The sequence below is a fragment of the Sphingopyxis sp. genome (assembly GCF_965279725.1).
Lineage (GTDB): Bacteria > Pseudomonadota > Alphaproteobacteria > Sphingomonadales > Sphingomonadaceae > Sphingopyxis.
Genome location: NZ_CBDIIL010000003.1, coordinates 855,898 through 882,078, shown reverse-complemented (window position 1 = coordinate 882,078; position 26,181 = coordinate 855,898). Strand labels below are relative to the sequence as shown.

General features: G+C 63.7%; 27 protein-coding genes and 1 tRNA gene. 9 read left to right on the top strand and 19 right to left on the bottom strand.

The window, feature by feature from the left end; translation table 11 throughout:
* Window positions 1-57 precede the first annotated feature (57 nt).
* Together ACQY6T_RS13115 and ACQY6T_RS13110 are read left to right on the top strand one after the other, a co-directional pair.
* Window positions 58-1,299, top strand: a complete 1,242-nt coding sequence (locus ACQY6T_RS13115) for an FAD-dependent monooxygenase (protein ID WP_428631333.1) — start codon at window positions 58-60, stop codon at window positions 1,297-1,299.
* 212 nt (window positions 1,300-1,511) lie between these two features.
* Complete coding sequence (locus tag ACQY6T_RS13110) at window positions 1,512-2,213, top strand: sigma factor (protein ID WP_428631332.1); 702 nt, start codon at window positions 1,512-1,514, stop codon at window positions 2,211-2,213.
* An 8-nt stretch (window positions 2,214-2,221) separates the two neighbouring features.
* Here ACQY6T_RS13110 and ACQY6T_RS13105 read toward each other — a convergent pair whose 3' ends face one another.
* Entirely contained in the window at window positions 2,222-2,872 is a 651-nt protein-coding gene (locus ACQY6T_RS13105; RefSeq protein ID WP_428631330.1) for an LON peptidase substrate-binding domain-containing protein, read from the bottom strand.
* Complete coding sequence (locus ACQY6T_RS13100; RefSeq protein ID WP_428631329.1) at window positions 2,872-3,783, bottom strand: tetratricopeptide repeat protein; 912 nt, start codon at window positions 3,781-3,783, stop codon at window positions 2,872-2,874. The genes ACQY6T_RS13105 and ACQY6T_RS13100 overlap by 1 nt, the downstream gene beginning before the upstream one ends.
* A gap of 170 nt (window positions 3,784-3,953) precedes the next feature.
* Here ACQY6T_RS13100 and ACQY6T_RS13095 point away from each other — a divergent pair.
* Window positions 3,954-4,028 (top strand) — tRNA-Gly (locus tag ACQY6T_RS13095).
* A gap of 332 nt (window positions 4,029-4,360) precedes the next feature.
* On the opposite strand, the gene ACQY6T_RS13090 is transcribed toward ACQY6T_RS13095, so the two are convergent.
* Entirely contained in the window at window positions 4,361-5,608 is a 1,248-nt protein-coding gene (locus ACQY6T_RS13090) for a winged helix-turn-helix domain-containing protein (protein WP_428631326.1), read from the bottom strand.
* Between ACQY6T_RS13090 and ACQY6T_RS13085 the strand changes: the two genes are divergently transcribed.
* Window positions 5,592-7,049: a serine hydrolase domain-containing protein gene (locus tag ACQY6T_RS13085; RefSeq protein WP_428631324.1), complete on the top strand. Its 1,458-nt coding sequence runs from the start codon at window positions 5,592-5,594 to the stop codon at window positions 7,047-7,049. The two genes, ACQY6T_RS13090 and ACQY6T_RS13085, sit on opposite strands and share 17 nt — an antisense overlap.
* Before the next feature lie 493 nt (window positions 7,050-7,542).
* On the opposite strand, the gene ACQY6T_RS13080 is transcribed toward ACQY6T_RS13085, so the two are convergent.
* The 4 genes from ACQY6T_RS13080 to ACQY6T_RS13065 all read right to left on the bottom strand — a co-directional run bounded on the left by ACQY6T_RS13080 (window position 7,543) and on the right by ACQY6T_RS13065 (window position 11,028).
* Complete coding sequence (locus ACQY6T_RS13080; RefSeq protein WP_428631322.1) at window positions 7,543-8,268, bottom strand: ABC transporter permease; 726 nt, start codon at window positions 8,266-8,268, stop codon at window positions 7,543-7,545.
* Complete coding sequence (locus tag ACQY6T_RS13075) at window positions 8,265-9,191, bottom strand: ABC transporter ATP-binding protein (protein ID WP_428631320.1); 927 nt, start codon at window positions 9,189-9,191, stop codon at window positions 8,265-8,267. Before ACQY6T_RS13075 ends, ACQY6T_RS13080 begins: the two co-directional genes overlap by 4 nt.
* A gap of 396 nt (window positions 9,192-9,587) precedes the next feature.
* Window positions 9,588-10,202, bottom strand: coding sequence for a DUF2306 domain-containing protein (locus tag ACQY6T_RS13070; protein ID WP_428631317.1), 615 nt, complete (start codon window positions 10,200-10,202; stop codon window positions 9,588-9,590).
* Window positions 10,203-10,254: 52 nt separating this feature from the next.
* Window positions 10,255-11,028, bottom strand: coding sequence for a MipA/OmpV family protein (locus ACQY6T_RS13065; protein WP_428631316.1), 774 nt, complete (start codon window positions 11,026-11,028; stop codon window positions 10,255-10,257).
* A gap of 401 nt (window positions 11,029-11,429) precedes the next feature.
* On the opposite strand from ACQY6T_RS13065, the gene ACQY6T_RS13060 reads away from it, so the two are divergent.
* A complete protein-coding gene (locus tag ACQY6T_RS13060; protein ID WP_428631314.1) occupies window positions 11,430-12,335 on the top strand; it encodes a LysR family transcriptional regulator in 906 nt (301 codons plus the stop codon).
* Between the two features lie 270 nt (window positions 12,336-12,605).
* Window positions 12,606-12,905: a hypothetical protein gene (locus tag ACQY6T_RS13055; RefSeq protein WP_428631313.1), complete on the top strand. Its 300-nt coding sequence runs from the start codon at window positions 12,606-12,608 to the stop codon at window positions 12,903-12,905.
* Between the two features lie 109 nt (window positions 12,906-13,014).
* On the opposite strand, the gene ACQY6T_RS13050 is transcribed toward ACQY6T_RS13055, so the two are convergent.
* Both ACQY6T_RS13050 and ACQY6T_RS13045 read right to left on the bottom strand, forming a co-directional pair.
* On the bottom strand, window positions 13,015-13,539 hold the full coding sequence (locus tag ACQY6T_RS13050; protein ID WP_428631311.1) for a group I truncated hemoglobin: 525 nt from the start codon (window positions 13,537-13,539) through the stop codon (window positions 13,015-13,017).
* Window positions 13,540-13,550: 11 nt separating this feature from the next.
* Window positions 13,551-14,438: a DUF3034 family protein gene (locus tag ACQY6T_RS13045; RefSeq protein ID WP_428631308.1), complete on the bottom strand. Its 888-nt coding sequence runs from the start codon at window positions 14,436-14,438 to the stop codon at window positions 13,551-13,553.
* Between the two features lie 116 nt (window positions 14,439-14,554).
* On the opposite strand from ACQY6T_RS13045, the gene ACQY6T_RS13040 reads away from it, so the two are divergent.
* The 3 genes from ACQY6T_RS13040 to ACQY6T_RS13030 all read left to right on the top strand — a co-directional run bounded on the left by ACQY6T_RS13040 (window position 14,555) and on the right by ACQY6T_RS13030 (window position 18,590).
* On the top strand, window positions 14,555-15,145 hold the full coding sequence (locus ACQY6T_RS13040) for a methylamine utilization protein (protein ID WP_428631306.1): 591 nt from the start codon (window positions 14,555-14,557) through the stop codon (window positions 15,143-15,145).
* Window positions 15,142-17,457 carry a putative bifunctional diguanylate cyclase/phosphodiesterase gene (locus tag ACQY6T_RS13035; RefSeq protein ID WP_428631305.1) on the top strand — a complete coding sequence of 772 codons (2,316 nt, stop codon included), beginning with the start codon at window positions 15,142-15,144 and terminating at the stop codon, window positions 17,455-17,457. The genes ACQY6T_RS13040 and ACQY6T_RS13035 overlap by 4 nt, the downstream gene beginning before the upstream one ends.
* A 218-nt stretch (window positions 17,458-17,675) precedes the next feature.
* Entirely contained in the window at window positions 17,676-18,590 is a 915-nt protein-coding gene (locus tag ACQY6T_RS13030) for a beta-1,6-N-acetylglucosaminyltransferase (RefSeq protein ID WP_428631303.1), read from the top strand.
* Between the two features lie 79 nt (window positions 18,591-18,669).
* On the opposite strand, the gene ACQY6T_RS13025 is transcribed toward ACQY6T_RS13030, so the two are convergent.
* The 10 genes from ACQY6T_RS13025 to ACQY6T_RS12980 all read right to left on the bottom strand — a co-directional run bounded on the left by ACQY6T_RS13025 (window position 18,670) and on the right by ACQY6T_RS12980 (window position 26,181).
* Window positions 18,670-18,945 carry an HU family DNA-binding protein gene (locus ACQY6T_RS13025; protein ID WP_137752732.1) on the bottom strand — a complete coding sequence of 92 codons (276 nt, stop codon included), beginning with the start codon at window positions 18,943-18,945 and terminating at the stop codon, window positions 18,670-18,672.
* 114 nt (window positions 18,946-19,059) lie between these two features.
* The gene (gene cobU / locus ACQY6T_RS13020) at window positions 19,060-19,590 is read right to left on the bottom strand and encodes a bifunctional adenosylcobinamide kinase/adenosylcobinamide-phosphate guanylyltransferase (RefSeq protein ID WP_428631301.1); all 531 of its coding nucleotides are present in this window, start codon (window positions 19,588-19,590) and stop codon (window positions 19,060-19,062) included.
* Window positions 19,587-21,044, bottom strand: a complete 1,458-nt coding sequence (locus tag ACQY6T_RS13015) for a cobyric acid synthase (protein ID WP_428631298.1) — start codon at window positions 21,042-21,044, stop codon at window positions 19,587-19,589. Before ACQY6T_RS13015 ends, cobU begins: the two co-directional genes overlap by 4 nt.
* Window positions 21,032-21,970 (bottom strand): adenosylcobinamide-phosphate synthase CbiB, encoded by a 939-nt coding sequence (gene cbiB, locus ACQY6T_RS13010; protein ID WP_428631296.1) that lies wholly within the window; start codon window positions 21,968-21,970, stop codon window positions 21,032-21,034. Before cbiB ends, ACQY6T_RS13015 begins: the two co-directional genes overlap by 13 nt.
* Window positions 21,963-22,934 (bottom strand): threonine-phosphate decarboxylase, encoded by a 972-nt coding sequence (locus ACQY6T_RS13005; RefSeq protein ID WP_428631295.1) that lies wholly within the window; start codon window positions 22,932-22,934, stop codon window positions 21,963-21,965. The genes cbiB and ACQY6T_RS13005 overlap by 8 nt, the downstream gene beginning before the upstream one ends.
* Entirely contained in the window at window positions 22,931-23,650 is a 720-nt protein-coding gene (locus ACQY6T_RS13000; RefSeq protein ID WP_428631294.1) for an adenosylcobinamide-GDP ribazoletransferase, read from the bottom strand. Before ACQY6T_RS13000 ends, ACQY6T_RS13005 begins: the two co-directional genes overlap by 4 nt.
* Entirely contained in the window at window positions 23,647-24,216 is a 570-nt protein-coding gene (locus tag ACQY6T_RS12995) for a histidine phosphatase family protein (protein ID WP_428631291.1), read from the bottom strand. The genes ACQY6T_RS13000 and ACQY6T_RS12995 overlap by 4 nt, the downstream gene beginning before the upstream one ends.
* Complete coding sequence (gene cobT, locus ACQY6T_RS12990; RefSeq protein ID WP_428631289.1) at window positions 24,213-25,229, bottom strand: nicotinate-nucleotide--dimethylbenzimidazole phosphoribosyltransferase; 1,017 nt, start codon at window positions 25,227-25,229, stop codon at window positions 24,213-24,215. The genes ACQY6T_RS12995 and cobT overlap by 4 nt, the downstream gene beginning before the upstream one ends.
* On the bottom strand, window positions 25,226-25,633 hold the full coding sequence (locus ACQY6T_RS12985) for a DUF1636 domain-containing protein (protein ID WP_428631286.1): 408 nt from the start codon (window positions 25,631-25,633) through the stop codon (window positions 25,226-25,228). The genes cobT and ACQY6T_RS12985 overlap by 4 nt, the downstream gene beginning before the upstream one ends.
* Window positions 25,633-26,181, bottom strand: coding sequence for a hypothetical protein (locus tag ACQY6T_RS12980; RefSeq protein ID WP_428631284.1), 549 nt, complete (start codon window positions 26,179-26,181; stop codon window positions 25,633-25,635). The genes ACQY6T_RS12985 and ACQY6T_RS12980 overlap by 1 nt, the downstream gene beginning before the upstream one ends.

Below are 26,181 nucleotides of genomic sequence, written 5' to 3'. Positions count from 1 at the left end.
AGGCCCGCGCGCGTCCACAGCCTTTCCAACCGCTCCGCCGCGCGCTAGGGCCGGTTAATGAGTGAAACGCTGCGCAGCGATATCCTGATCTCGGGGGGCGGCCTGGTCGGCCAGGCGCTCGCCCTCGCCCTGTCGCATCACGGCCTTTCGGTGCAGATCGTCGATCCCGCCGACCCGATCGCGGCGATCGCACCGGGCTTCGACGGCCGCGCGTCGGCGATCGCCAGCGCGACATGGCAGATGTTTGAGGTGCTCGGGATCGCTGAACGGCTGGCCAGTCACGGCTGTCCGATCCGCGCGATTAAAGTGGGCGATGGTACGCCCGACAGCGGCCGTGGCGGCGACCTCGACTTCACCACCGCCGACGGCGACCCGCCGCTCGGGACGATGGTCGAGAATCGCCAGCTTCGCCTCGTGCTCGCTGCGGCACTCGCCGATGCGCCGCTGGTGCGGCGACATATGCCGGCCACCGTCATCGCGCGCGACGTGGACGACCATGGCGTCACTTTGACGCTCGCCGACGGATCAATGTTGGCCGCACCGCTGCTGATCGTCGCTGAAGGTCGCCGCTCGCCGACTCGCGACGCCGCAGGGTTCAGCATCGCCAACTGGTCGTACCACCATCACGCGCTGATCGGCGCGCTCGCGCACGAGCGGCCGCACGGCAACGTCGCTCACGAAATCTTCTACCCGTCGGGTCCCTTCGCGCTGCTGCCGCTCGTCGACGACGCGGAAGGACGGCATCGCTCGGCCTTCGTGTGGACGGTGTCCGAAAAAGACGGTCCGGCTTTGGCCAAGCTGGGCGACCGCGGCTTTGTCGCCGAATTGCACAAGCGTGCCGGCGGTGTGCTCGGCGCAATGGAACTGGTCGCGCCGCGCATGACCTATCCGCTCGGCTTCCACCATAGCGCGTCGATCGTGGCGGCGCGCATCGCGCTGGTCGGCGACGCCGCGCACGGCATCCACCCGATCGCGGGGCAGGGGCTGAACCTGGGGCTGCGCGACGTCGCGGCGCTGACCGAAGTGCTGGTCGAGGGCGCGCGGCTCGGGCTCGACTTTGGCGACGCGGCGCTGCTCGCGCGGTACCAGCGCTGGCGCGGGCTCGACAATATGATGGTCAGCCTCGCGACCGACGGGCTGACCCGCCTGTTTGGTATCCCCGGCCGCACCGCCGCGGCAGTGCGCCGCACCGGGCTCGGCGCCGTGCAGCGCATGCCGCTGCTCAAGCGCTTCTTCATGGACGAGGCGCGCGGCGAGGCGGGCGATCTGCCACGGTTACTCGCGGGGGCGGAGGTTTAGACGCAACCGATTCGTCCGTTCGCATCGAGCGAAGTCGAGATGCCTATCATTCGGGTACGTCTTCACGGTGTCTCGACTGCGCTCGACACAAACGGCAAATGGGTAAGCGCCCGTATAGGTATTTCTACCTATCCGCCCCTCAGTGCACCGCTCATCATGTTTGCCTATCCCGGTCGCTGCGGCACCCACGCCGCGGCAGATGGGGACGGACCATGTCGGCAAAAAGCGACGCGCTCGAACACGCAGTGACGGATTATATTCAGGCGCGGACCGCGCTTGATGCGGCGCCGGGCGCGCGAGCGCGGGCGCTGGTCGATCGCAGCTTTGCCCGCCTCGCCGCCTTGGCGGCGCCGCGCATCCGCTACTTCACCCGCGCTTACGGCCTGGCGGATGTTGCCGACGACGCGGCGCAGGTATGCGCCATCGCGCTCCACCGCGCCGCTGAACGCTATGATCCGGCACGGGCGCGCTTCACCACCTATGTGAACTGGCAATTGCGCGCCGAGCTGCAGGCGCTGCGGCTGCGTCTTCATGGCGACCAGCGTTCGGCGGGACGGCGGCATGTCACCGCGACGCTGTCGCTCGATGCGTTGCAGGCTGACGGCGCCGACGACTGGCTGATTGACCCCGCCGCCGAGGTCGCGACCGAGCAGGCTGCAGGCGATCGCCTCGCCGATCTCGTCACCGACCGGCTCGTCGGCGAATGGGCCGCGCGGCGTCGTACCACGCTGTCGCGGGGATCGCGGCGCATTGACGATCGGATCGAGGCGCGCGTCGCCGCTGAACGGACGCTGGTCCGCGATCAACTCCGGCACAGGGAGGCAGCGGATCGGCTGCGGGAAAGCGATCGCCACATCGTGCGTCGTGCGCTCGCCGACATCACACGCCATGCGGTGCCTCGTAAACCGAACTGAGCGCCCGCCTATTGCAGCGTGGCGCGGCCGTCGTCGTTGTCGTAGCGGCCGAAAAACTGCATGAGCTGGACCACAAGCTCGGCGCGCGCATCGATCGGGGTCGCCTCCAACAGCGCCTGTTTCGCGGCGCCATCAAACGGCGCGACCTGCGCAATGCCGTTGACCAGCGTCGCATCGTCGAGCTGGCCGACCGAATCCCAATCGACGACATAGCCCTGCCGCGCCGCAAAGCGTTTCGCCTCTCGCTCCAGGCTGGCGCGCTCGATACTCGACAACACCGCGTCGTCCTCAATCTCGGTTTCGATCTCGGCCTCGACTTGACGGAACGGGGTCGTGACATCGAGTTCGCGGCGGACGCGAAAGCGCGCGACGCCTTCCAGCACCAGATTGAAGCGCCCCTCGTCGAGCGCTTCGACATCGACGATGCGGCCGACGCAGCCAATGTCGTACAGCGACGGTGGTTCGCGATTTTCTTCACCCGGCAGCTGGCGTGGCTGGATCATCCCGATCTGCCGGTCGCGCGCCAGCACCTCCTGCACCATCGCCGAATAGCGCGGCTCGAAAATATGCAGCGGCAGGTGCAGTCCGGGAAACAGCACCGCGCCGGGCAGCGGAAATATCGCGATCCGCTGGATGGTCAGGGGCGCGGTGTCGCCCATCAGCCGAACAGGATCAGCGATAGGCGGCGGCGCTGCGCGGCGACCCAAGGATCTTCCAGCCCGACGGCTTCGAACAGCGACAGCAGCTTGGCGCGCGCCGCATCCTCCTGCCATTCGCGGTCGGCGGCGACGATGTGAAGCAAATTGCCGGTCGCGGCATCGCGCTGGCCCGCGCCGATCTGCGCGCTGGCGAGGTCGAACCGCGCCTGATGATCGTCGGGATTGGCCGCAACCGCGGCTTCGAACGCGGTGAGTTCGCCCGCGTCGGGGGCATCGGCGGCGAGCGCCAGCGCGCTTTTCGCCTGCGCGATCGCAGGGTCTTCGGCGATCTCGGCGGGCACCATATCCAGCACGCCTTGGGCGCTGGTCAGATCGCCCGCGAGTACAAAGGCCCGGATCAAACCGCCATGCGCCGCGGCATTGTCGGGCGCCATCTCCAGGATCTGGCCAAAAATGCTCGCAGCGCGTTCCCCGTCGCCTTCGGCCAGCACCGCGTCGCCCATTTCGATCAGCGGCGCGATCTCGACCGCGCGGGCCGTCGCCTCGCTCTCGATCGGCAGCTGCGCCAGCAACTGGTCGAGCATCGTCTTCAATTGGCTTTCGGTGCGCGCATTGGTCAGGTTCGCGACCGGCTGACCCTGAAAAATCGCATAGACGGTGGGGATCGACTGGACCTGAAATTGGCTCGCAATAAATTTGTTGGCATCGACATCGATCTTGGCCAGCAACACGCCCTTGTCAGCGTAATCGGCGGCGACCTTTTCCAGGATCGGGGTCAGCTGCTTGCACGGCCCGCACCATTCGGCCCAGAAATCGAGGATGACCAGATTGGTCATCGACGGTTCGACGATGTCGCGGCGGAACGCTTCGACCGCTTCCTTCTCGGTGGGGTTCAGACCCAAAGTGGCCACGCGTCATGCTCCTGTTCAAAATGCCTGACTATCTATGTGGGAATTGCGGCGAATATGCCAACCCTTCACCCGCGATAAGATGCGAAAAGCATGAAGGGGGTTGCCGACTCCAAAACCCGATGCTAAGCGCCCGCCTCACCCGCTGGAACCGACCGGTTTCAGCCGCCAGAGCGGGCGTAGCTCAGGGGTAGAGCACAACCTTGCCAAGGTTGGGGTCGAGGGTTCGAATCCCTTCGCCCGCTCCAGTTTTCCTATATAATCCATGATTATAGTTGGCGCGCGCAGACGTGCCGGTCGCACGGTGGATACCGCCCGGCTTCTACGAGATGCTGGCCATGGTTGGTTTATATGTACCATTTTTGCATTCGGCTGCCACGACCTATGGGCAAGATATAGGTTTTTAGCGTTGGTTCTACGGGCGTTGAGGATGCGGCATGCCCCGATCAATATGATTAGGTTGGGGTTGGTCCGATGAGATGGCAAATGGCAGCACAGTCCGTTTTGCGCGTGATCGCGGCCGTTGGACGGTTTCCCGTCGGTTGCCAGAAGCTGACACAGTGAAACACGAAGCTGCCAATCAGGTGTCAGGTCGACCACGATGCGCTTCGAAACGATCTTCGATCGCCATAATGTCGCGTCCGAGAAAGGGCATCGTCCGTTGGGCGATGCGTAACTCATCGAGGGCTTGCTCGCGCTTGCCCTGCGCCAGCAAGGTGCGCGACAGCGAGTAGCGAAGATCTCCAACGCTAGGTTGTCTTGCGATCAAGGCGCGAACGTCCAGCTCTGCTTGCCGGGCTAGGGAGGTGGGTAGGCCATGTCGCAGCACCATGTCGGATTGCACGCGAGCCAGCAGCGAACGGGCGAGCAGGTTTGCTCCGGGGTCGCTTACCAATGCCCGAAGCCTGACGCGGGCACCGACAAGGCTTTGCCGATCCCCAAGCCGCCAGAGCCGATATGCTTCTGCATAACGGACGCGCGCATCGTCTGAAATACCGGCGCCGCTTGGCGACAATGCAGTCACGTGGGCGTGGACGTTGTTCGCAAAATGCATGACTGCGCGGTCAGGTCCCGATGATGACAGGAGATACTCCTCCGCAAACAGGACAGCACCCGTCCGGCCATCGACGAGCTCGGTTGCCAGCCGCGGATTCTGCCCGGAGCGTCCACGAGCGAGCCGCACGATATAGGTTGGCCGCGCACCCGACGAAGGAAGTCGGTCGATGACCTGAACGCCCTCGAACTTCGAGATTGTTCGTACCATGTCGCGCCGAAGCGCCTCCCACTCCGCCGGATCGCTGCCCGGAGCGGACGGAGACGCAACAACAGCCAACACCGCTGGGCCACTATCGCCCGTGCCGCGCAGCGACCATATAAGCAGCATGGCGGCGGCTGCCATCAAGATTGAGCCGGCCGCCAATGCAATCTTGCTGCGACCAGGCCATCGCCGCGCAGGTTCGGTCACGCTCGTCTGCAAAGTGGTGCGATAGCCGTGATTGCGGACCGCTTCGATGGTGGCTCCATCGATTCCGACCTGTTCCAGACTCTCCCGCAACAAAGTCACCCTCTGCTTGATTGTCTCGCGGGTCACTTGCGCGTTCCAGACGATCTGCTCGATGTCCGCGAATGATATCGGGTCGGGTGCCCGCGATAACAGCAGGTCGAGCATCCGGAACGACAGGTCGGGCAATCGATGCGCACGGCCATTCGCGATGATCGCGTGACGCACGCGGCAGAGTTCCATCTTCATTTCACCAATCTTCACCGTTCTTTTCTTGTCCCAACGCCGGATTGACCCGCAGCTTTGGGGCATGACAAAACTCTCCATACCCTCCGCCCTCATTGCCCTCGCTGCGATCGGATGCAACACTCCCGTGTCAGCCGGCACCCACGAGTCAGCCCGCACTCGCGAGAATGATGCAATTGCGCAACGCCGGATCGCCGATGCTATCCTGGCCGCCCAGGTAGAAGCCAACGGCGTACCCGGTATGGCCGCGGCCGTGACGCGAGATGGTCAGCTGATCTGGACCGGTGTCGCAGGATATCGCGATCTGGATCGCAAACTGCCGGTCGAACCCGACACCAGTTTCCGGCTCGCCAGCGTTTCCAAGCTGGTGACCGCGACGGCAGCGATCTTGTTATACGATCGGAAAATGCTGGACCTCGATGCACCGGTTCAGCGCTACCTCCCGGGCCGCCAACTCGTCTGGCCGTCATCCATAACCTTGCGGCAGCTGGCTGCGCACACGTCCGGTATCCCGCACTATCAGGATGTTGATGCCGCACGTGGGGGCGTCCATTTTGGCACCGTGGATGAAGCTGTCGAGGTTTTCGCCAACCGCCCACTCCTTTTCACACCCGGCACGGGCTATCGATACAGCTCAAACGGATTCACTCTGTTGAGCGCGGCCATCGAGGGCGCTACACGCAAGCCGTTCCTGTCCTACGTCGCGCGCACGGTCATCAATGATCTGCCGCTACGCCCGGATCTCACGCCCGACCCGCAGAACGACACCGTCGCCTATGAATTCGTCGATGGCATCATCAAGCCTGCTGGTCCGCACGATTATAGCTATTCGTGGGGCGGTGCGGGTTTTCGCGGGACGGCTCCCGGCGTCGCGATGTTCGGAGCACGGGTGATGCGCGACGGATTCCTCTCGTCAGAGGCAAAGGCGGCGATGTGGAAGCCGGCTCAGATGACCGATGGCTCACCGGTCGTCGATGGCGAGGACGGGCTCGCGTTCGGATGGCGCATCGGAACTGACCCGGATGGCCAAAAGATTGCGCATCATTCCGGGGCCGCGATCGGCGCGCGCAGTACGTTGATAGTCTATCCCGATAGCGGGGATAGCGTCAGCGTGCTGTCGAACGCAGGCTGGGTTTCCGACATCAGGGAAACCGCAGAGATGCTGGTCGCGCCATTTCGGGCCAATTCTGCGGGGCCTCATACTCCATGCCCGACCTGGGCGACCGGATACAGCGGCAGCTTTGGCGACAAGCCCATAGCCGGCACCGTCCAGTTCACAGTTTCAGACGGGATCTGCCGCGGGACACTCAGTATGGCCAATGCTGCTGGCGCGTGGTTCGACGCCCTGCCACAGGGCAGCACCGACAATCTGACAGTGATCTCGATATTGCCCGGCAATCGACTGGATCGCGCTGCGCTGGTGACGCCAAGCGGCACCTACGACTTCCGCCGGCAGGAAGACGGCAGCCTCGTGGCCGCGCTGAGCCCAAGCCGCAAGTTCGTCGTCCGATTGCAGCGCTGAATTCTGTTCATCAAACGGAGACAATTGGTGTTGCTCAATTCCTCGTTGGTGGCCGCCATCATGCTTGCACTCGTTCAATCGCAGCCGAGATGGCGCTCGGGACGCCGCAGCGCGCACCGAGATGTGGGGCATCCTGGCAAGATTGCAGGGCGGGAAGGCGTGACTGGCGCTGGCGGACGAGGGCGCTGCGGCCTAAGCTGGATGAGTTTGCTGCGAGATGGCACGCGAAGCCAGGAGCAGCAGCGTTTCCTTTGAGCCGCGATACAAGGACCGTGCCTTCACGTTGTTCGGGCCGGTCGGATCTGTAATTCGAACGGGCGGGACCTATCGCTTAGACTTCAAGCTGACGGACAATACGCACACAAGCTTACGGAAAATAGGGCTGAAGACGCGCCATCTGCTCGTCCGCCAGCCAATATAAATCACTCATCATCCCGGCCCCTCGCAGTGAGCCTGAATCACTGCGACCTGCTCAAATCAATGGGTCCTGACCCTAGCGAATCTGAGCCCGACTCAAATCAATCATCATCACAATAGCCACCGCAATTGACATAGCGATCGCTTGCACTGTTAAAATCGACGGGTCTTTCTCCAAAAGGCTTCGGAACGGTAAAACCCAAGGAAACAGGTCCGCTTTTGCGGTGTTGGTCATAGCAACTGCCAATGCGATGAAGGTGCCCGCGATCCCGAAAGCCAGCGGCGCAACAAAGTTTGAAAAGCGAAGCGCCACCCATATCTGAAGAAGGGTCAGCGGCAGCGTCGAGGCTAGGATCGCAGGCGCGCGCCGAGCCAGCTCTTCGATCGGAAAAATATCCGAAGGTGGCCGCCCGCTTGTTACGATTCCGGCAGCGCCGCCCAGCGCCGTCAAACCGAACATCAATATCGTCATGCTGACCGCAACAGACAAGCACACCAATATCTTCGCAAGAAATATTGCCGACTTCGAGACGGGAAGAGCAAACATGTTTTCCCATCCATTTGATCGATGCTCAATCTGCCCTGCCAACGTCGCAAAGGCGGCAACAGCCATGGGATACAGAAAGACCACCCATATCGGCAGGGCGAATTGGTTGTAGATAACATTCCATGTCATAGTCCGTTCCGACGACGTGATCGCGAAGGCTGCAAGAACCCCCGGAAGTGCGGGCGCGAGCACGGCGAGGGCGACCGCAAGCGAGCGGTTTAGTTTCCAAAATTCAACCTCAACGAGACGCATCATGCGAATTCTCCGGTTAAACTTGCCGACGCTGGTGGTGAAAAATCGGCATAAAGATCTTCAAGCGTCTTCGCTCTCACGACGAGCCCGCTGATATTGCACCCGCCTTCGACAAGCGCGCGATTGATGCGGACTCTCTCTGCGACATCATTTTCGCCCATCACCATAATGCCGCCGCCGGCTGACCGGGCGGAAAGTCCTATGCCGTGGAGGATCGATAAGGCTCGCGCGGAATCTGCTGTCTCGACCAACAGTTCGCGATTTCCGCCGAGCAAAGCGCATAGCTCGCCGTTCGCTACGACTCGACCGTCCCGCACGATTGCAATCTGCTGTGCCACCATCTCCACTTCGCTCAGTAGATGGCTCGAAAGAAGTACCGATCCACCAATCCTGTCCGGCAACTCTGCAATGAGGCGTCTGACGTCCGCAATCCCATCTGGATCCAAGCCATTGGTTGGTTCGTCGAGGATAAGCAGCTTGGGTTGTCCAAGCAGCGCCTGTGCGATCGCCAGACGCTGCTTCATACCAAGAGAATATGTGCGAACGATCTTGTTCGAAGCATAAGCCATGCCGGTGATGTCGAGGGCGACATCGATTGCCTCGCGAGCGATGCCTCGCAAGCGACAGCGCACGGCAAGGTTCTTTCGCCCGGTCAAATGCTCGTACAGTGACGGAGCCTCGAGGAATACGCCGACATGCCGTAAAGCTGCAAGACGATCGCGCCGCACGTCGAAGCCAAATATCCGGGTGGTGCCGCCATCTGCCTTGATCAGCCCCAGCATAAGCCGCATCAACGTCGTTTTCCCGGCGCCATTAGGACCGAGGAGGCCGAATACGCCATGCGAAGGAATTGTGAGCGAAATTCGATCTACAGCGGTTCGATCTCCGAATCGTTTAAGCAGATTTGAAGCGTCAACAGCATGCATGCGCGTGGATCCTGAAGTTAGCGTAAGAAGATGCCGGCAAAAAAACCGGAGTTACCCAAGCGGAAACGATTGGGGACTCAGTAACGAAATTGCGCGCTTTACTGTCCACGCGGCGGTCCGTTGCCAGACCGCGCCGAAGATAACCAAGAGGCCGGTTGCGACACTGAGGCCGGGCGACGTGATCACACCGGGGCGCTGTAGGTACCCGACAGCATCGACTGGAATCGTCAGGGTCGGCAGTGACGTTAGATATCTAGCTGGCCTCGTCATCGATCGCCCTCATCGTTCGACCCCACGTGCGGCTTTGGCCGGCACGTGCATGCGCGAGCTCAGTTTGCGCAGGATGCGCAGATCGGCGTGCGCGGACGGGCAACTTGTGTCCATCAATCATACGACTCAAATTCTGCGCACCACGCCTTCGGCGAAAATGACGCAAGCCGTCCAAGACCCCAAAAATACGATGTCGGAGGCAAGGCCCATCGGGGGCTTTCCCGTGATTAGGTAGATGGGAAAAAACACCATCGACACGGCAGTCGCCCCGATCCCAACTGCATAAGCGCGAATCATCCAGTTGCGGTGGCGGGTAAAATCCCGTTTGCGGATGGTCCACATCGCAACCGCCAAAGCCACGCCTAAGGCGATCCCGAATAGCAACCGCCCGCTGCTGACGGCCACCGAATATGTGTCAGGAAAGTGCCAAAGTAGACCCAGCGAACTCAGCGAGATCATTGTCCCCGCTGCCACAAACACGCGGCCCATAAGGCGGTGCAGAACCCCATATTTGCGCATCAAAACCCGACTGAATTGAATGGGTCCGAGGAGGCCAAAAGTAGCGCCGCCCAGCACATGCATGAAATGCCAGACCGGCGCGGCGCTCAGGTGCCGACTGTCCTCGGGCAGAGAACCTAGCGGAATCTGCACCACTTGCACTAATGCCAGAAGGATCGTGAGTAGAGTGCCGCCCAATAGCGCAGCAAGGACGACAGCGGGCTTCGTGAACCACGGAGTCATTTCTATATCCCCATTTGCGGCGTTTTGTGGCTCAAATTTTTCTACACTGGCGTCAGAATTTGTAAGTCACGCCCAGCCCGCTTTGCGCCTCCCACTTTTGCTCGATTGCGGCGCTGCGATGAATAGATTTGTCGAGATAGGTGCCGCCCACGACAGCGAAGAGCATCAGCCGCTCAGTAAGCTGGAAGGTCATTGAGAGGTCACCGCCCAGATTCAGGGCCTCATCTGTGATCGGGGCAACCGGCAGAATTACGCGTCGGTCTTTTCTGACCATGCGCGCACGCTGTGCAGCGGTCACGCCGTACATATAGTTGGCAGCCTTCCGGTCTAGCCAGCTCGCTTGTACAGATGGAGTGACAGAAAATCGTCCGACAGACACCGGATAGCTGTAGCGGGCAATGATTTCCGTCCCATTGAACTTGTCGGTGACATCATGACGAAATTCGCCGCTCAGCTTACCCCATTTGGTGTCAAGGGAGATACGCGCTCCCGCGTCAACGGACAGTTTTTCGCGATCCCGCCCCTGCGGGCTACGGGCAGCTACGAAAAGCGCTAGGGATGGCGTGATGCCAGCCAGATCCTTATCGAAATGCAAGCCGGTCTCCGCAGCTTCAAAATAATATACACCCTGCCTTATGGAAACAAATGGAATAGGCGAGGTCTGCGTCGACGCCGAGTTGAAAGGGGTGTGCCGGTCGAGAACCCCTGCACCGACAATGACATGGTTTTCATTCTGACCTTCATCATTCTCTTTTGCGGACGTAATGGATGCTGGCGCGGCTAAGGCCAAACCCGCGATCAGGATCTTTCGGAATGTCTTGGTCATATTTAGGTTCCTGGATTTGGCTGTCGTAAGACCGACCGACCCACGCAACGATGGGCCGCTAGCGGGCTTGGCGAAGTTGCTGATTTGTATAATTTCCGGGGAAGACCGAACATTGCGCACCGGGGGCATTGGGGGGAGAGGCGCAATATTCGGCCTTCACCCGCACCGGCGAAGGCAATCTTACTCACTTAAGCAAATTAAGGCTTCGCCGGCGACCAGCGCCAAACGGTTGCTGGCGCTGGTCGATCTGAGAAAAGCTGGGGCGGACTGGAGTTTTGAAGGCTTCTCCGGCTTCAATGGGCACGCATGGTTCTTCCTTCAGGGCAGCTGAGAAAGCGAAGTAGCTATGCGGATCCGAAATAAAAATTGCAGTATTCTCTATTTCACATATGCAAATATGCATGGATTGGCGGACGGTAAAATTTGATTGGAACAGGGCTCGGGCGTTTCTCGTGACCGCTGAGGAAGGGTCGCTTTCGGCTGCTGCCCGTGCGCTGGGAATGACGCAGCCTACACTCAGTCGACAGGTGGACGCTCTCGAAGAAGAGTTGAGCCTCGTTTTGTTTGAGCGAGCGGGCAGGGGGCTGATATTGACCCCAAGCGGACACGAATTGTTGGAACATGTGCGCGGGATGGGGAGCGCGGCCTCCCGCTTGTCACTCGCGGCATCAGGGCAGTCACAATCGATAGAGGGCTCTATTCGCATCGCTGCCAGTCAAGTCTATGCTGCCTATCTTTTGCCACCGATCATCCAGAAGTTGCGTCAGGAATACCCGGGCATTTCGATTGAAATTATTGCTTCCAACAGCGCTTCGGACTTGCTGCGTCGCGAGGCGGATATTGCGGTAAGAAACATGGTGTCGCCCCAACCGGATCTGATCACCAAGAAGATTCGCGACGACGAAGCCTATTTTTACGCCGCACACAGCTACCGTGATCTAATCGGCAATCCGCGATCTTTTGCCGATTTAAATGAAGCCGATTTTTTGGCATTTGCGAGCAACGATGCGTTGATGAACGTGCTCAATGCGCAGGGCCTCGATGTCACAAAGAGAAACTTTCCGATCATCTGCGACAACCATATCGTTCAGTGGCAGCTCGTGAAGCAGGGCGTCGGGATTGGCGGTATAACAAAGGATATCGGTGACGCCGAACCGCTTGTCTGCCGCATCCTTCCCGATATGGAGCCGATGATCGTCCCCATGTGGCTCGCGACGCATCGCGAATTGAACACCAGTAAGCGCGTCCGGACTGTATTCGATTTTCTGGTCGCCGAGCTTTCGCGAAAGCCGTTTGGATTGGGCTGACATACCGGAGTCTTGGGCAACTAATTGTTGTCGCACTCGCCGGGGTTGCAGCGGTCGGGATTGCCACTGGCCGAGAGCGCTAACGCTCCGCCTACGACGACGAGAAGGCCTACCGCCCCCGCCACCGCGATCGTTCCGTTCGATAGATTGTTTCGGTTTCCGCCGTTTGGTCGACGGCCGGCGCATAGCGCGCCGAGGTCAACGCCAACCCGGCCAGGCGCTTTGCTCCGAGCAGCGGGACCATATTATGGCGCAATCGCGCGAAGTATATTGTTCGGTCAGAGCCTTCATTGGCTCACCCTGCCGCTCGCCGCGCTGGATAAAGTATCCTTCGGTTTCATAGAGATCGATGAGCTGCGAGAGCCGAAGCGCGGCTCGCTTGGCGTTTCGTTCCGGCGTTGGATCGGAGCCCATCATCGCTTCGGCGAAAAGTTGGCGTGTCCGCTTTCTCGCTTTATTGAGGGTCAGAACGCCGAAGCGACCAATCGTGATGGGCCTTGTCGGGGCGATGCGTCCGCTACCATCGGCGCGATGGCGAATGTGAAAATGTTTTGGTTCCTCGGACGTTGATACGCACACCAAAACCGAGCAAATCCGCATCTCAAATATTGTAGCGCACCGCGCGCGGCTCCGCCGCCTCTCGCGACGTGGATGCCCATCGACTGCGTTTTGCGCTTCGCTAGCGCGTGATAACGTCGCGCGACATCGGCGCTAGCTTGGCGAGGAAGCGGTTCTGTGCGGCGAAGGCGATGTTGTCGTCGCGCATCGCGATTTGCAGGTTTTCGACGAGCGCGTTCATGTCGCGCACCCGGATGCCCAAATCCTTGTGCGCTGCCGCCATGTCGCGGCCGCTGTAATCGCAGCCCGCGTTCAATATGTAGCAGAATTGTTCGAACAGCGTGCGTTTCAGCCGCACCATGTCGTGCGCCTGAAAGATCGCCGCGATACGCGGATCGGCCTCGGACAGTTCTACCGTGCGGTTGGCGATACGCCGGATGCCGTCCTGTCCGCCGAACGCGGCCGCCATCGTGGAACCCGCAAAGGGCGCCGCGCCAGCATGGCTGTTGCTCTGGACATAGGGATCGACCGGCAGTTCGCCGGTCGCCGGATCGCGAACCTTTTCCTCGACGCCGAATTCCTTGTCCCAATCGACCGGTGGCTCGGTGGCGGGTTGTATCAGCAGGGCGATGGCGAGCAGCAACATCAGACGATCCCTTAAAAAGCGATTTGTGCGGAGAGAAAGCCGCCGCGCTGTTGGTCAAAGGTGGCGATCGAGCCCAGATCGACATAGGCGGCGGTGACGGTCAGATGGTCGGTCAGCGCATAGGCGGCGAACAGATCCCACCAATCATCCTCGCGCGCGATCGCCAGCTGGTCGGGTTTCGTGCGATATTCGGCGCCGATGACGGCGCGGCGCGACAATTGATAGGCGACCGATCCTTCGAACTGCACCCGATGCGCGTCGTCGCCGGGGGTGCCAAAGCCAAGCAGCCCGGCCTGGTTCGCCTTGGTCAGCCGCGCGGTCGCGTTGACCAGGACACTGTGGCTGAGGAACAGCTTCGTCGCGCTGAGTGTGAAGTCGGTGCCGCTGCCATGCGCGGCGCCGACCGCGAGCGCCACAGGTGTGTCGCGATTGCGCTTATGTTCGACGCCAAGGCTGATCTGCGGTAGCAGCGGGTCGCCATAAACGATATCGCCCGCGAGGCGGAGCTTGGCACCGAAAATATTCTGATTGAGCGTATAGCCGCGGCCGAGCCCCAGCGCTGTGCCGACATCGCGGGTGTCGAAATTTTGCCGCGCATAGCTGATTTCGACGCGGTTCGCGATGCCGACCGCAACGCCGTGGCTCTGCCAGCCATAATCGGGCAGTTCGATCAGCGTGACATGCCCCGACAGACCGATGCCGCGATCGGTTTCGCGTCCGGCGATCGTCGACCAGGTGGCAACCCCGCCGCCGCTGCTGCCCTCGATCGTCGTCACGCCATTGGTGAGCAGCAGCTTGCCACCATCAATCAGTGACGTTTCTTGCGCCGCAGCGGGCGACGCGGCGCAAAGACAGGCGAGCGAAAGCGGTGCCAGCAGGCGAATGAGCGGTTGGTCCATGCTGGCACAATCGCAGCAAGAGGCAAAAATTGCGTTAACTATGAAACTGATAATTTGAGAGAATCTTAAGCTCTGGCGCTTAACCGGACGGCGTGAAGGGACCACTTCTTTTATCGATGGCGTTTGCGTTCGCTGTGCCGCTGGCCGCCGCATGGGCGGCTGCGCCGACGGCTGTTCAGGTGCAGGTCGTCGACGAGCGCGGATTGCCCGTTCGCGACGCCGTCGTCGAACTGACGCCGACGGGCGGGTGGCGCGGCGCGATTCGCTTTGCGTGGAAACCCGCGATGGCGCAAAAAGGCGTCGCCTTCGTCCCCGGCACGCTGATCGTGGCGCGCGGCAGCAGCGTCGCCTTTCCCAATCTCGATACCGTCCGCCACAGCGTCTATAGTTTCTCGAAAGCGGCGCGGTTCGAATTCGATCTTTATGGCCGCGACCAGACGCGGACGCAGAATTTTCCGATCGTCGGCACGGTCGCGCTCGGGTGCAACATCCACGACCAGATGCGCGGCTATATTCGCGTCGTCGACACCCCGTTCGCGGGCAAGACCGACCAGAATGGCCTGGTGAGCCTGTCGGGCCTGACGGCGGGCGGTTATCAATTGACCGTCTGGCACCCCCGCGCGCGGACGCCGGGTGGCGAGCTGAAGCGCGTGCTCGCGGTTGGCGCGGGCGCCAGCCGCCAGAAGATCGCGCTGAAGCTGCGATGATCCAAATCCCGACCCTCCCCCAGCGCTTTCGCTTCCGGTCGCTCAAGTTGCGGATCGCGGTCGCTTATGCCGCGCTATCGACCGCGATCCTTGCCGCCATCCTGTTGCTCGCGGGCAACGGCATCGCGCGTTTCGGCGAAGACAGCGCCGCGCGCGATCTTGCCGCCAATGCCAGGGTGTTCGACGAGATCATTGCGTTGCGCGCGCAGCAGATGCGCGGATCGGCCGACGTGCTGTCGCGCGATTTCGGCTTTCGCGAAGCGGTGGCGACCGGCGACGAGCCGACGATCGAAAGCGCGCTGGTCAGCTTGCGCGAACGCTCGCGCAGCGAGGCGGCGTTTGTCGTCGGCATCGACGGCGCGATGGTCGGATCGGCGACGGGGGCGTTGCCCGCGTCGGAGGATCTTTGGGAGGCGCTCGACGGCGGGCGGGATCATGGCATCATCCAGATCGGCGGCAAGCTGGCGCTCGCGGCGGCATCGCCGATCGAAGTTCCCGATACGATCGGCTGGCTCGTCCTCGCGCAGCCGCTCGACACCGCGGAAATGCGGCGGCTCGCCAAGCTCGCCGCCGTCGACATCGATGCCCGGGTGCTGCGCGCATCGCAGCTTCCCCCCGCGCTCGCCGCCGTCCCTTCGGGCCGCGTCGTCGAAAGCGGCGACAGCGAACGCATCCTCCACCATGTGACCGCGCTGCCAAGCTTGCAGGCGGGCATCCGGCCGCGACTGGTGCTGAACCATTCGCTCAGCAAGGCGCTCGGCGAGTTTTCGGGGCTGCAGTGGTTGCTCGTGGCGCTTGCCGTCGCGGGGCTGACGTTGGTCATTGTTTTGAGCTGGCGCATCGCGCGCACGATCACCCGCCCGCTCAGCGCGCTCGACGAAGCGACGCGGCTGCTGGGTGAAGGCAAGAATGCGTCGGTCGAGGTGACGTCGGACGATGAAATCGGCCGTCTCGGCGCCAGCTTCAACACAATGGTCGCCGCGATTGCCGAACGCGAACGCCAGATCACCCATGTCGCGTTGCACGACGGGCTCACCAACCTGCCCAATCGAAAATTGTTCGTCGAACAGCTCGATCAGGCGCTGGCGCGGCGGCGTGACGCGGCGCGGTTGATGGTCGTCTATGTCGACCTCGACGATTTCAAGGTCGTCAACGACACGCTGGGCCATCCCGCCGGTGACGCGCTGCTGCGCAACGTCGCCAAACATCTGCAGGCGGTGCTGGGCGATGCGATCGTCGCGCGGCTCGGCGGCGACGAGTTTGCGATCCTGCTCGGCGATCTGCCCGCGAGTGAAAATCTCGCCGCGCTCGCCGACAAATTGCAAAGCTGTTTCGACCGCCCGATCATGATCGACGGGCAACAGGCCGATGCGTCGGCCAGCATGGGAATCGCGGTCGCGCCCGACGACGGCATCGACGGCATCACGCTGATGAAAAATGCCGACCTGGCGCTCTATCGCGCCAAGCGCGACGGCAAGGCGACCTATCATTTCTTCGAACAATCGCTCGACGAGCAGGCGCGCCACCGCCGTCAGATGGAACTCGACCTGCGGCTCGCGATCCGCGACGGCGGGTTCGAACTCTATTATCAGCCGCTGTACAGCATGCACGAAGAACGGCTGATGGCGTTCGAGGCGCTGATTCGCTGGCCGCATGCCGACAAGGGCATGATCAGCCCCATTGAATTCATTCCGCTGGCCGAGGAAACCGGACTGATCGTCCAGATCGGCGAATGGGTGATCCGCGAAGCGTGCCGCCAGGCGGCGACCTGGCCCGGCGAATTGTCGGTGGCGGTCAACATCTCGCCCAAGCAGTTCCTGACCCCTGGGCTCGCGAATATCGTCCTGTCGGCGTTGGCGTCGTCGGGGCTGCCGGCGAACCGGCTCGAGCTCGAAATCACCGAGAGCATCTTTATCGCCAATGTCGAGAAGACGCTCGAAACCTTGCACAGCCTGCGCGCGCTCGGCGTCCGCATTGCGCTCGACGATTTCGGCACCGGCTATTCGTCGCTCAGCTATCTGCGCTCGTTCCCCTTCGACAAACTCAAGATCGACCAGAGCTTTGTCCGCGACCTGGCGCAGGGCGGCAACGCCAACGCCGTCATTCGCGCGATCACGACGCTTGCCGACGCGCTGGGCATGGAAACGCTGGCGGAAGGGGTCGAGGACGCGGCGCAGGCGGAAATTCTGCGGCAGGAGGGCTGCCACCAGATCCAGGGCTATTTGCTCAGCCGCCCGATCGACGTCGATGCGGTGCATGTGTTCATCGCCGGCATGGTGGCCGAACCCGATCAGCATCGACTGAGCGCATAACCGCCGTCAACGGCCGGGACACGCCTTACAAACCGGCCGCTACTCCCCATATGGGTACCATGCCGCTGGACCGCGCCGCGTCGTAACGTGGCGGGCCAACTGTCGGGCATTGTCTCCTATCGATCAGAATGATTTTGATTGGGTTTTCCGGGACAGGAAAATGATCGCGCATCCGGTGGGCTGACAGCCCGGGTTGGCGGTCCGAAAGGCATGCTCAAATGATCGGCTATTTCATCCTCCTCCACCGCTTTCCCGAACAGTTCAAACGGATGTTCCGCGCCATTTATGCGCCCGGCAACAGCTATGTGATCCATGTCGACAAAGGGTCGGGCGCGGAATTTGCCGCCGACATCGCCGAATTCCTGAAACCCTATCAGGGCGTCGCGATCATCGAATCGAAAAAGGCGCTGTGGGGCGGCTATAGCCTAGTCGACGCCGAGCTGCGCGGCATGGGCAAATTGCTGGCGATGAGCAGCAGCTGGACCCATTATATCAACCTCAGCGGCCAGGATTTTCCTCTGAAGTCGCAGGCCTATATCCGTGATTTCCTGCGCGCCAACCCGCGCCGCCAATATATCCGGGCGCTCGACCAGCGCGCGATCCGGCCCGAAACGCTGAACCGCGTCAGCCATATGTTCGTCGAGGCGCTGGGGCGGATGTTCCGGACCGGTGTGCCGCGCGCCTTTCTCAAGGGCGCGACGCCGTTCATCGGCACTCAGTGGAAGGTTGTAACGCGCGGCTTTTGCCAGTTTGCGGTCCATCATCCGAGCGCCGAGCGCTTCAAGACCTTCTATCGTCGCAGCTTCATTCCTGACGAGGCGTTTTTTCAGACACTGATCATGAACAGCCCCAACCAAGGCGAAGTGATGAACGACGATCTGCGGACGATCGATTGGGTACCCGATGGCGACATCAAGCTACGCCCGCGCACCTTTGTGACTGCCGATGCGCTGCGCCTGACGCTCAGCCCCGACCTGTTCGCGCGCAAGTTCGACTTGGGCGAGGACGCAGTGATTTTCGATCTGATCGAGGCGCATCTGAAAACGCTGGCGGCGATGGACTATGTCGGCGATGTGGTGATCAAGCCGTCGAGGCCGCGCGCCAAACCCATTGAAGCCCTGACTCCGAACTGAAAAAGCCGCCGGGCTGAAACAGCAAGGGCTCCGCCGATGGTTCGGCGGAGCCCTGCGCACGGCGATGAGCCGAGATGGATTAGCCGTTCAGGCGATCCTTGACGGCCTTGGCCGGACCAAAGGTCAGCTTCTTGGCGGCCTTGATCTGGATCGTCGCGCCGGTCGAAGGGTTGCGGCCTTCGCGCGCCGGGGTCGCCTTGACCTTGAACTTGCCAAAGCCGTTGACCGAAACTTCGTCACCCTTGGCGGCGGCATCGCCGATCGCGGCGAAAACGGCATCGACAGCCTTGCGGCCGTCGGCTTTGCTCAGGTCCAGCGACGCGGCGACGGCGTCCGACAGTTCGGCGTGATTCATAAATTCTCTCCTGGTTTCGGTCGGGCGATTCCCGGCCAATGCGCTGCCATAGACGCATGATATGGCGTTCGCCAAGCCCTCGGATTTGCGGCTCGATGCCCCGCGGAATGGCGCTTATCGCGGTTGCGGCGCTGGTTTGAGCGTCAGCGGCAGTCCGGCGGTGATCAGCACGACCTCGGCGGCGACCGCCGCAACGGCCTGATTCAGCCGCCCCGCGGCGTCACCAAAGCGCCGCGCCAGCGCGTTGGCCGGGACAATGCCCAACCCGACTTCGTTGGACACCAGGATGATACATCCGTCAAAATCATTGATAACATTGCATAATTCTACCTCGGCGCGATCGACGTCGGCATCGGCAAGGATCAGGTTCGACAACCATAGCGTCAGGCAATCGACCAGCACCACCGCGTTGGAGGCGTTCAGCGTGGCGAGGACGCCGGGCAGGTCGCGCGGCGCCTCCACCGTCTGCCAGCGCGCGTCGCGGTCGGCCTGATGGCGCGCAATGCGGGTCCGCATTTCATCGTCGAAGGCTTCGGCAGTTGCGACAAAATGATGGGGACCGGCCAGTATTTCGGCGCGCGCCTGCGCATAACGGCTCTTGCCCGACCGCGCGCCGCCGAGGACAAACAGGCTGTTTCGGGTCATCCACGCACCCCGGCCAGCGCCAGCAAGCCGTCCAGATCGACATGGACCGCAAGTTCCGCGGCGATGTCGTCGAGCGCCGTATCGACATCGGCCGCATAGTCGCGCCCGCCGCCTGCCACCCCGATGCGCGCCAGCAGCGCGCGGCGCAGCTCGGCCGAGGCGAACAGCCCGTGGAGATAGGATCCGATCACCCGCCCGTCGTGGCTGACCGCACCGTCGCTGGCGCCGTCAACGAGCGTCGCAAAGGGGTCCATCGTGCCCGGACCGCGCGTTTCGCCCATATGCATTTCATAGCCTGCCACGTCGGCGCCCAGCGCCGATCCGGTGACGTGCCGCAATGTCTTGGCGGGCGACAACCTCGTTTCGACGTCGAGCAGCCCGAGCCCTTCAACCGCCGCCGCCGCTCCCTCGATCCCCAGCGGATCGGTGACGCGCCGCCCGAGCATTTGATACCCTCCGCACAGCCCGACGATCATCCTGCCGCGCCGGTGATGCGCCAATATGTCGATGTCCCAGCCCTCGGCGCGCAGCGCGCCCAGATCGGCGATCGTCGCTTTCGACCCCGGCAGCACGATGATCGCCGCCTCGGCTGGGATCGGCCGCCCCGGCGGCACCATCACGACTTCGACCCCGGGTTCGAGCTTGAACGGATCGAGATCGTCGAAATTGGAGATGCGCGGCAGGATCGGGCAGGCGATCATTTGGCGTCCGTCGCGCGGGTCGGCGGGACGCTCCAGGATCACCGCATCCTCGCTCGGCAGCCGCGCCGCGGCGTTCAGCCACGGGATGACCCCGAACCCCGGCCAGCCGCCGCGCCGCTCGATTTCGCGATAGCCATCGTCGAACAGCGCCGGGTCGCCGCGAAATTTGTTGATCAAAAACCCGCGGATCATCGCCGCATCGTCCGGGTCGATCACCGCGCGGGTGCCGACGACCGATGCGATCACCCCGCCGCGGTCGATGTCGCCGATCAGGACCACCGGCACATTCGCGGCGCGGGCAAAGCCCATATTGGCAATGTCGCCGGCGCGCAGGTTGATCTCGGCGGGCGACCCCGCCCCCTCGACGACAACCAGATCGCATGTCGCGCGTAACCGGTCATAGCTTTCCATCACCTCGGTCAGCAGCGCGCCGCGCGCTTCGCGAAAATTGCCGCTGCCCAGCGTCCCGCGCACGCGGCCGTGGACGATCAGCTGCGACGTGCGATCGGCTTGCGGCTTCAGCAGCACCGGGTTCATGTCGCTGTGTGGCTCGGCGCGGCATGCGATGGCTTGCAACGCCTGCGCGCGCCCGATCTCGCCGCCGTCGATCGTCACTGCGGCATTGTTCGACATATTCTGCGGCTTGAACGGGCGGACGACCAGCCCGCGATTGGCAAAGGCGCGGCACAGACCCGCGACCAGCACCGACTTGCCGACGTCGGAGCCGGTCCCCTGAAGCATCAACGCAGCCATAGGGTGCCTCCTGCGATCAACCACAGGATCAGGCAAGCGCGCAGATAGATCGTCAGGGCACGGTCGATATCACCGCCGTCGGCTTCGCTGTGGCCGTCGCCGATCCAGCGCTTGTCATGCATCACGCCGTCATACGCGATCGGACCCGCCAGCCGAAGCCCCAGCGCGCCCGCCATCGCCGCCTCGGGCCAGCCAGCGTTGGGTGAGGCGTGGTTTCGGGCATCGCGCCACAGGATGCGCCAGCCGCCGCTTCCGGCAAGGCACAGAATGGCGCCTGACAGCCGCGCCGGAATCCAGTTGGCCAGATCGTCGGTCCGCGCCGCCGCCCAGCCGAACGCGCGCCAGCGATCTTCGCGGTGGCCGATCAGGCTGTCGGCGGTATTCACCGCCTTATACGCCCACACGCCGGGCAGCCCGAGCAACAGCAGCCAGAACAACGGCGCCGCCACCCCGTCGCAGAAGCTTTCGGCGAGGCTTTCGATTGCGGCGCGCGCAACCCCGGCTTGGTCCAGCGCCGCGGTATCACGCCCGACGATCGCGCCGACCGCAGCGCGCGCCGCGGGCAGGTCGCCGCTGTCAAGTTTGTCGGCCACCGCCCGGACATGGTCGAACAGGCTGCGCTGGGCCAGCGCGGGCCACGCGAGGATCGCAACGCCGATCCAGCCCCAGCCGCCGGGCGCCGCGAGCAGCCAGGTTTGGATGGCCAAAGCCGGACCAATGGCGACGATGAACAGGAGGAGCAGGGTGAGAATACCCAGCGGCCGCCGCATCGCAAAGCTGCGCGTCGGCTCGTTCAATCCGGCTTCGCAGCGGTCGATGATCGACGCGAACAGCCCGACCGGATGGCCAAGGCGGCGATAGAGTGCGGCAGGCCAGCCGAAAGCAGCATCAAGTGCGAGCGCGGTGAGCGCGATCGGATCAGCCATCGGCCAGCGCCACGTCGAGCCGCGTCAACGCCGCGGCATCGGCGGGCAGGCTGATGCGCAGCCAGCGCGGCTGGTCGGCAAAGGGGCGGGTCAGGATCGCGCGCTGCGCCAGCCGCTCGAACAGCGCGCGCGCGTCGTCGACTTCGATCAGGCGGAAGAGCGGGCAGGAACCGATGGGTTGATGCCCGTGGGTCGTCAGCACCGCATCAAGCGCGGCGGCGTCGCGCGGCAGGCGCTCGCGCGTCGCGGCGGTCCATGCATGGTCGGCATAGGCGGCGCTGCCGATCGCGATCGCCGCCGCCGACAACGGCCACGCGCCGAGCTGGTCGCGCAGCGCCGCGATGATGGCTTGCGGCGCGATGACGAAGCCCAGCCGGACCCCCGCCAGCCCGAAAAATTTGCCGAAGGACCGGAAGACGACCAGCCGCGGCGCGTCGCTCACCGCCGCCGCCATGCTCACCGCCGGATCGGCGTCGGCAAACGCCTCGTCGACCAGCAGCCAGCCGTCGGACCCGCGCCTGCGCAGCAGCATCTGCATGGCGTTGCTGTCGATCACGCGGCCGTCGGGATTGTTGGGGTTGGCGAGGATCAGCGTGCCGCCGTCGCGGACGGCGCTGAGCATCGTCGCGGTGCTACCCGCGATCATCGCGCCATGCGTTCGGTATCCGGGCGCAATATGCTGCGCCGGACCGCCGATCAGCGCGCCGATCTGTCGCAACCCGATCTCGCTTCCCGGCACCGCGCAGACATGGCGTGGATCAACCCCGAAATGCGATGCGGCAACGCTTTCGATTGCCGCCAACGCCTCTGGTTCGGGCAGCCGCTGCCAGTCGAGCGCCACGTCGGTTACACCCGGCCAAGGGTGCGGATTGATCCCGGTCGACAGATCGATCCAGTCGCCATCTCCGAAATGACGTCTTGCCGCCACCAGTCCGCCGCCATGCCAGGTCCAGCGCCCGCTCATCCGCTGTGCGCCAGTAACAGCGCCGCGCCGAGCAATATGCTTTCGCCGATCTCGATCCCCGCGCCATGCCCATCGCCCGAAATGCCGCCGATCCGTCGCAGCAGCCACCAGCCCCAGCACAGAAAGACGAGTGGGGCCGTGAGCAGCGAAGGCGAAAACCATGCGGCGGTCAACAGCAGCAGGCTCCAGATCGCGAAATCGACCGGCCGCACGACATCCCGAAACCGCGAACCCAGACCCGCGTGCAGATCGGGCAGCGCGCGCGACCAGACCAGCGGCCCGATGCGGGCCGCAAAGGGGATCAGCGCGATGGAGATAAACGCCCGGTCGTCGATCAGCGCGTGGAGCAGCACCAGCTTGGCGATCAGCTGCAGCACGATTGCGACCACCGCGAAAGTGCCGGCATGCGGATCGCCCAGCACTGCGATCAGGCGCTCGCGATCCTTGTGCGCCGCGCCGCTCGCGTCGGCGATGTCGCCCAGCCCGTCGAGGTGCAGCGCGCCGGTCGCCGCGACCCAGACCAGTAGTGCGACCAGCGCCCCAGTCCATGGCTCTATCTGCCCTCCGGCCCACCCGGCGCCCGCAACCAGCGCGCCGACGATCAGCCCGACGGCGGGAAACCAGCGCATCGACGCGGCGAATTCGTCGCTCGACACGGTAATGCGCGGCGTCGGCAGGCGGGTGAGGAACTGGATCGCGATCAGCAAGCCCTTCATCGCGCGAGTCCGATGATCTGGGCGCTCACCGGTTCGCCCGGCCAGACGCGCAGCGACAGCCGCGCCGCATAGGGCAGATCGAACGCCCAGATCTGGCGCTGCTCGAACCCGCACAGCGTGTGGAGCGCGGCACGCATGGCGCCGCCGTGGGTGACGATCAGCGTCGGGACAGGCGCCAGATCGCCGATCGCCGCCGCCACGCGCGCCACCAGCGCCGACCAGCGTTCGCCGCCCGGCGGCGGATGGGCGTTGGGATCGTCCCAGAAACGCCCAAGCGCATCGCGGTCGACCGCGCCGCTCGCTAGTCCGTCCCAGTCACCGAAATCAAGCTCGCGCCAGCGCGAATCGATGGTCAGCGGCAGGCCTAGAATTTTGGCGATTGCTTCGCCGGCAGCGCGGCTGCGGCGAAGGTCGGAGGCAACCAGATGCTCGATGCCGAGGCCCACCGCCTGCGCCGCACAGGCCGCAATGCCCGCGGGTGTCGGCGCGCCATCGGTGCGGCCCATTAGCAATCCCGGCGTTTCGGGCGCGCCGTGGCGGAGCAGATGGAGCGTGAAGCCGCTCACAGTGACGCCGAAACCTGCGCCTCGGCAAAGGTCGCCATCTGGTCGTGCGCGGCGAGCGCGCTGCGGATGATGTTCGCTGCCACCGCCGCCCCGCTGCCTTCGCCCAGCCGCATATCGAGCCGCAGCAGCGGCTCGAGCCCGAGCAGGTCGAGCAGGTGCCGATGCCCCGGCTCGGCCGAACAATGGCCCGCGATACAATGCGCAGCGATCGTCGGATTGTCTGCCGCCAGCGGGGCGAGCGCCGCGCCGCAGATGAAGCCGTCGAGCAGCACCGGGACGCCCAGCTGGCGCGCGCGAACGATCGCCCCGGCAATCGCCGCAGTCTCGCGTCCCCCGACGCGGCGCAGCGTCTCGAACGCCGACGTCGGCGCATCGGCATGAAAGGCGATGGCGCGGTCGACGACCGCGGCCTTGCGCGCGACGCCATGGCCATCGACCCCAGTGCCGGGGCCGACCCACGCCGCCGCATCGCCGCCAAAACTGCGCGCGCACAGCGCCGCGGCAGCGGTCGAATTGCCGATTCCCATTTCGCCCAGCACGATCAGGTCGAGATCTGCCTCGATGACCGCTGCGCCGCGGTTCAGCGCGTCGAGACATTCGGCCTCATGCAACGCGGGCACGACGGTAAAATCGGCGGTCGGCCGGTCGAGGTCGAGCGCGACCACGGTCAGTTCTAGCCCCGCCGCCCCCGCCAGCGCGTTGATCGCCGCGCCTCCGCTTGCGAAATTGGCCACCATCTGCGCCGTCACGCTCGCCGGAAAGGCGCTGACGCCATGTATGGTGATGCCGTGGTTACCCGCGAAGATGGCGGCGCGCGCTCGGTCGATCCGCGGCCGCGCGCGGCGCTGCCAGCCGGCGAAGAAGATCGCCAGATCCTCCAGCCGCCCCAGCGACCCCGCGGGCTTGGTAAGCTCGCTCTGCCGCATCCGCGCGTCGGCCTGCGCATCAGAGTCGAGATCACGCAGATCGGCGAGCGCCGCCTCGAACGCCGCGATGGAAACAAAGGCAGTCATTCGACGATCCATCCCGGCGGCGGGATGCGGGTGATGAAATGCCCTTTGACCCCCTCGGGCCACAGCGCATAGGCGACGCGGCCATCATTGCTCGCGGCATAATGCACCGCATAGTCGAGGATGGCGCGCGCTGTGTCGGCATCGCCGCCGAACCGTCCCAGCACATAACCGATCTTGTCCGGCGCGCGCAGATGGACGGTGCAGAACTCCTGGCAGGCGAACAGGCACGCCATCTCCTGCACCGCGATTTGGGCGTAGCGCGGCTCGGCCGCCTTGGCATCCCGCAGCGCCGCAACCAGCCGCGCCCCCCCGCGCACCCCGCCCGCATCAACCTGCGCGTCACGGCTATGGCGACAGCTGTTGCACACCACCACCGCCGGCCCCGGATCGACGCGGGTCAGCATCAGACTGCGCTCGTTGCGGGCTGCGGCGCCGCCGGGACGCCCGCTGCGACGAGCAGGCGATAGAGGCCGTACAGCCCGATCAGGATCACGCCGTTGCGGACAAACTGGTCCGCGAGCAGGTCGGGCGCCATCGCGGTATGGAATCCGCCAAGACCCAACGCCCATACGACGATGATCCCCTTATACGCCGTAAAACTCGCCGCATAGGCAAGGCTCAGCCGCGCCGCGACCGCTCGGTACGCCAGCGCCCGCAGCGCTGCATAGCCCGCTAGCGCCGACCCCACTGCCGCAGTGCCGAGCGCGAAGCCCCAAGCCAATGTACTGCCATCGCGCGGATAGCCGAGCAGGAAAAAACCGACGCATTGGCTCGCCAGCCACGCCAGCAGCATAAGCGCCACCCCGTCCCGCCGTCGCATATGCACTGCGGCCAGCGCTGCGAGCGCGGGGAAGGGCGTTGCGCAGGCCAGCGCCAGCGTCGTGGCGGTGCTCGCCGCGGTCAGCAGCGTCACCCACAGCGCCGATGCGCGGCGTTCCGAGATCGCGCCCAT

Bases quoted from the DNA above. Each gene is read 5' to 3' on its own strand.
- ACQY6T_RS12985 (WP_428631286.1), bottom strand. From the start codon at position 25,633: ATGCTGACCCGCGTCGATCCGGGGCCGGCGGTGGTGGTGTGCAACAGC.
- ACQY6T_RS13060 (WP_428631314.1), top strand. From the start codon at position 11,430: ATGGATTGGCGGACGGTAAAATTTGATTGGAACAGGGCTCGGGCGTTT.
- ACQY6T_RS13105 (WP_428631330.1), bottom strand. From the start codon at position 2,872: ATGGGCGACACCGCGCCCCTGACCATCCAGCGGATCGCGATATTTCCG.
- ACQY6T_RS12980 (WP_428631284.1), bottom strand. From the start codon at position 26,181: ATGGGCGCGATCTCGGAACGCCGCGCATCGGCGCTGTGGGTGACGCTG.
- ACQY6T_RS13115 (WP_428631333.1), top strand. From the start codon at position 58: ATGAGTGAAACGCTGCGCAGCGATATCCTGATCTCGGGGGGCGGCCTG.
- ACQY6T_RS13070 (WP_428631317.1), bottom strand. From the start codon at position 10,202: ATGACTCCGTGGTTCACGAAGCCCGCTGTCGTCCTTGCTGCGCTATTG.
- ACQY6T_RS13045 (WP_428631308.1), bottom strand. From the start codon at position 14,438: ATGGACCAACCGCTCATTCGCCTGCTGGCACCGCTTTCGCTCGCCTGT.
- ACQY6T_RS13035 (WP_428631305.1), top strand. From the start codon at position 15,142: ATGATCCAAATCCCGACCCTCCCCCAGCGCTTTCGCTTCCGGTCGCTC.
- cbiB (WP_428631296.1), bottom strand. From the start codon at position 21,970: ATGGCTGATCCGATCGCGCTCACCGCGCTCGCACTTGATGCTGCTTTC.
- ACQY6T_RS13050 (WP_428631311.1), bottom strand. From the start codon at position 13,539: ATGTTGCTGCTCGCCATCGCCCTGCTGATACAACCCGCCACCGAGCCA.
- cobU (WP_428631301.1), bottom strand. From the start codon at position 19,590: ATGACCCGAAACAGCCTGTTTGTCCTCGGCGGCGCGCGGTCGGGCAAG.
- ACQY6T_RS13000 (WP_428631294.1), bottom strand. From the start codon at position 23,650: ATGAAGGGCTTGCTGATCGCGATCCAGTTCCTCACCCGCCTGCCGACG.
- ACQY6T_RS13025 (WP_137752732.1), bottom strand. From the start codon at position 18,945: ATGAATCACGCCGAACTGTCGGACGCCGTCGCCGCGTCGCTGGACCTG.
- ACQY6T_RS13065 (WP_428631316.1), bottom strand. From the start codon at position 11,028: ATGACCAAGACATTCCGAAAGATCCTGATCGCGGGTTTGGCCTTAGCC.
- ACQY6T_RS13080 (WP_428631322.1), bottom strand. From the start codon at position 8,268: ATGATGCGTCTCGTTGAGGTTGAATTTTGGAAACTAAACCGCTCGCTT.
- ACQY6T_RS13040 (WP_428631306.1), top strand. From the start codon at position 14,555: ATGGCGTTTGCGTTCGCTGTGCCGCTGGCCGCCGCATGGGCGGCTGCG.
- ACQY6T_RS13090 (WP_428631326.1), bottom strand. From the start codon at position 5,608: ATGGAGAGTTTTGTCATGCCCCAAAGCTGCGGGTCAATCCGGCGTTGG.
- ACQY6T_RS13110 (WP_428631332.1), top strand. From the start codon at position 1,512: ATGTCGGCAAAAAGCGACGCGCTCGAACACGCAGTGACGGATTATATT.
- ACQY6T_RS13030 (WP_428631303.1), top strand. From the start codon at position 17,676: ATGATCGGCTATTTCATCCTCCTCCACCGCTTTCCCGAACAGTTCAAA.
- ACQY6T_RS13085 (WP_428631324.1), top strand. From the start codon at position 5,592: ATGACAAAACTCTCCATACCCTCCGCCCTCATTGCCCTCGCTGCGATC.
- cobT (WP_428631289.1), bottom strand. From the start codon at position 25,229: ATGACTGCCTTTGTTTCCATCGCGGCGTTCGAGGCGGCGCTCGCCGAT.
- ACQY6T_RS13005 (WP_428631295.1), bottom strand. From the start codon at position 22,934: ATGAGCGGGCGCTGGACCTGGCATGGCGGCGGACTGGTGGCGGCAAGA.
- ACQY6T_RS13015 (WP_428631298.1), bottom strand. From the start codon at position 21,044: ATGGCTGCGTTGATGCTTCAGGGGACCGGCTCCGACGTCGGCAAGTCG.
- ACQY6T_RS13075 (WP_428631320.1), bottom strand. From the start codon at position 9,191: ATGCATGCTGTTGACGCTTCAAATCTGCTTAAACGATTCGGAGATCGA.